The sequence below is a fragment of the Streptomyces sp. NPDC048419 genome (assembly GCF_043200415.1).
Taxonomy (GTDB): Bacteria; Actinomycetota; Actinomycetes; order Streptomycetales; family Streptomycetaceae; genus Streptomyces.
In genome coordinates, this window is the sequence record NZ_JBICXT010000095.1 from 1 (window position 1) to 2,481 (window position 2,481).

General features: G+C 68.0%; 4 protein-coding genes. All 4 read right to left on the reverse strand.

The window, feature by feature from the left end; genetic code table 11:
* Positions 1–286, reverse strand: a 286-nt coding sequence (locus ACGFYN_RS47840) for a DDE-type integrase/transposase/recombinase (RefSeq protein WP_393872242.1), incomplete at its 3' end; no start/stop codon positions are given.
* Positions 175–669 (reverse strand): IS3 family transposase, encoded by a 495-nt coding sequence (locus ACGFYN_RS47845; RefSeq protein WP_393872239.1) that lies wholly within the window; start codon positions 667–669, stop codon positions 175–177. The genes ACGFYN_RS47845 and ACGFYN_RS47840, both read right to left, overlap by 112 nt.
* A 45-nt stretch (positions 670–714) precedes the next feature.
* Positions 715–1,035 carry a transposase gene (locus ACGFYN_RS47850; RefSeq protein ID WP_393872240.1) on the reverse strand — a complete coding sequence of 107 codons (321 nt, stop codon included), beginning with the start codon at positions 1,033–1,035 and terminating at the stop codon, positions 715–717.
* Positions 1,010–2,113: a tetratricopeptide repeat protein gene (locus ACGFYN_RS47855; RefSeq protein WP_393872241.1), complete on the reverse strand. Its 1,104-nt coding sequence runs from the start codon at positions 2,111–2,113 to the stop codon at positions 1,010–1,012. Before ACGFYN_RS47855 ends, ACGFYN_RS47850 begins: the two co-directional genes overlap by 26 nt.
* Positions 2,114–2,481: the final 368 nt, after the last annotated feature.

Sequence of the window (2,481 nt, forward strand, 5' to 3'; positions counted from 1 at the left end):
CGGGACATCGCTGGTCTTCAAACTCCAGTCCGCCGTAGCCACGTCGCACACCTCCGAGATCAGGGTGTTGCGACGACCAGTTGAATCCACCCTGCACGCCGTGATCGGAGTGGATGATGGTGCCGCCCGGCCGCGGGGCGCGGCTACCAATGGCCATGGCCAGGGCATTGGTGGTCAACGCCGCGGTGGGTGAGGCGTCGATCGACCAGCCCACCACGCGTCGCGAGAACGTGTCCAGGGCGACCGCGCAGTACACCTTGCCCTCAAAAGTGGGGTGCTCGGTGATGTCGGTGATGTCGGTGATGTCGGTGACCCATAACTGGTCCCGGGCGTGACGGGTGACTTCCGCTCCACCAGGTCGGCGACGGACGGGGTGACGTGCTGGGCGCGGGAGTGCCGGTTGCCGGGCAGACCGTGCAGGCTGGCACGCTGCATCAGCAGCTCTACGGTGCCGTGGCTGACGTGGATACGCAGGCCCAGACCGAACTCGGCGTGCACCCGGCGGGAGCCGTAGGTGCCGTGGGAGGCGGTGTGGATGCCCACGATGGCCTCGATCAGCCAGGCGTGCTTGACCAGACGGTTCGAGGGCGGACGGTTGCGCCAGGCGTAGCACCCGGATTCGGCGACGTGCAGCACCCGGCAGGTGAGCTGCGCCGGCAAGATGCTCACCGGCCATCACGCGGATGGCTTCGAACCGCCTTTTGGGGCGTCACCTCACCCAGCAGTCCAGCAGTCCAGCAGTGCGGCGGTGGATGGCCGACTCGGCCTCCGGCTCGGCAGTACGCTTGCGGGCCGCGGCAGGCCCGGCCTGGTCGGTGCTGGTCGTGCCGGCAGCTGGCCCGTATCGATGAGGTGTTGGCGACGCCAGACATAGATCGTCTGGTCACTGATGCCGAGGTGTTGGGCGACCTCGGCGACCCTTCTTCCGGATGCGACCAGTCGAGGACCTTGCGGCGGAACTCGGGCGGTTAGCTGTGGGGCATCACGGCCTCCGAAGGCTGCTGGATCGTCAATTGTCCAGCGACCCGACTCCATCAGAACCGGGGCACACCAAAGTGCGTTCAGTGAGGGCGGTGAGGGTGGGGTGGTCACGTCGGACACTGGCGGTGAGAATGGCGCGGGCGCGGGTGGAGAGGGTGTGCGCGAGGTCGGCGTTGCCGAGGTTGTGGTGGAGTTCAGCGAGGTTGGTGAGGACGGGGGCGAGGTCTGGGTGGTCGGGGCCAAGGGCCTGTTCCAGGAGGTGCAGGGCGCGCTGGTAGAGGATCTCGGCGCTTTGGTGGTGGCCAAGCTGATGTGTAGTGGCGGCGAGGTTGCCCAAGGCGATGGCGTAGTCGGGATGGCCGGTGCCTCGAGTGCGTTCGAGAACGGTAAGCGCCTGGTGGAGGAGCTGTTCGGCTTCTTCGAGGCGGTCAAGTCCGAGGAGAATGGGGGCGAGGGCTGCCTTGTCGGTCGCGGTGTCAGGGTGGTCGGGGCCGAGGGCTTTCTCGCGGATCTCGACTGCCCGGCGGGCGGGCCCTTCGGCGGCGGCGTAGTCACCGCGTGCGTGGGCGAGGCCGCCGATGTTGTGGTGGAGGGTGGCCAGTTCGGGGTCGTCCCCGGGCAGAACGCTCTCGAGGAGGGCCAGGGCGGCCCGGTAGGAGGCGGCGGCTAGGTCAAAGTCACCGCTGTATTTGGAGACCACGCCGAGTTCGTTGTGCAGCAGCGCGAGATCGTGCGGGGCCGGGTCTGCGGCGGCGGTGGTGGTCAGGGCGTCGTGCAGGATATGTCCGGCTTCGTGGTAGCGGCCTTCGGCGCGGTGTAGGGCCGCGAGTTCCATTCTGGCGTGCAGGTACAGGCAGATGCCATCAGGTTCGGCCAAGTGCGGCCGGGTCAAATTCGCGGCCTTGGTGTATTTTTCGGCAGCCGTGTCGGTGTCGCCGACGGCCTGTTCGGCCATACCGGTCACTAGGGCGGCGTTGGCTCGGCCGAGGGGGCCTGTGGTGCGGGCCAGCGCCTGCGCGCGGTCGGCCAGATGCCGGGCTACCTGATAGTCGCCGTCGTTCAGGGCCTCCATGCAGGCCGCGATGACCTGTCCGAGCTGCGGCAGACTGTGTGCGTCCTGTGAAGTGGTCATGCCCAGCCTCCTGCGGGTGAGTGCACTGCGGACGCGGCCTCGACTGTGCTGTCCGATAGGGCGTATCGAGGATGTCGGCGCGGGGCTTGCCCCGCCCCCCAGCGCCACTACCAGCACCGCATCCCGCACCATCAGCTAACGCTCACGTTCACAACAGGTGGGCCAGGCCGAGGCAAAGCGTCGGCCCGGCCCACCAGCCCTAATGCCCAGAGGGCGCCCGATCAGCGCACCACCACGGCCTGGTTGTGGTTGGGAGCCATAGCGCGGCGGACCACGGCCTGGTTGTGGTTGGGAGCCATAGCGCGGCGGACCACGGCCTGGTTGTGGTTGGGAGCCATAGCGCGGCGGACCACGGCCTGGTTGTGGTT

Bases quoted from the DNA above. Each gene is read 5' to 3' on its own strand.
- ACGFYN_RS47850 (WP_393872240.1), bottom strand. From the start codon at position 1,035: ATGGAGTCGGGTCGCTGGACAATTGACGATCCAGCAGCCTTCGGAGGC.
- ACGFYN_RS47855 (WP_393872241.1), bottom strand. From the start codon at position 2,113: ATGACCACTTCACAGGACGCACACAGTCTGCCGCAGCTCGGACAGGTC.